A 242-nucleotide genomic window follows, 5' to 3' on the forward strand; every position below is an offset into this window, starting at 1 on the left:
GTTACATCATACGCACTGTTAAAAGCATTCATAACCGGATTTACTCCATTTGAAGCAAACCTTAGCATCGACAGTAAACCAAATGATAATAAACCACCATTTTTCTCATTTACAACTTTATCTACGTTTACTTCAATTAAGTACATTGCATCATCAGCTACGTACGGATCTAATAAATTGAGCACACTTTCTGTTTGAAGGACAATAAATCAAAGAAGCGTAATTAAGAAAACAAGCCAACC

Annotated in this window: 1 pseudogene; it reads right to left on the reverse strand. The window is 33.9% G+C overall.

Annotated features, from left to right (window positions below):
• Window positions 1–242: pseudogene (locus tag JDS98_RS29820) on the reverse strand (YhjD/YihY/BrkB family envelope integrity protein); the annotation flags it as partial.

Origin of the sequence: Bacillus cereus group sp. N11, assembly GCF_016483605.1 — a bacterium.
GTDB classification, from domain to species: Bacteria; Bacillota; Bacilli; order Bacillales; family Bacillaceae_G; genus Bacillus_A; species Bacillus_A toyonensis.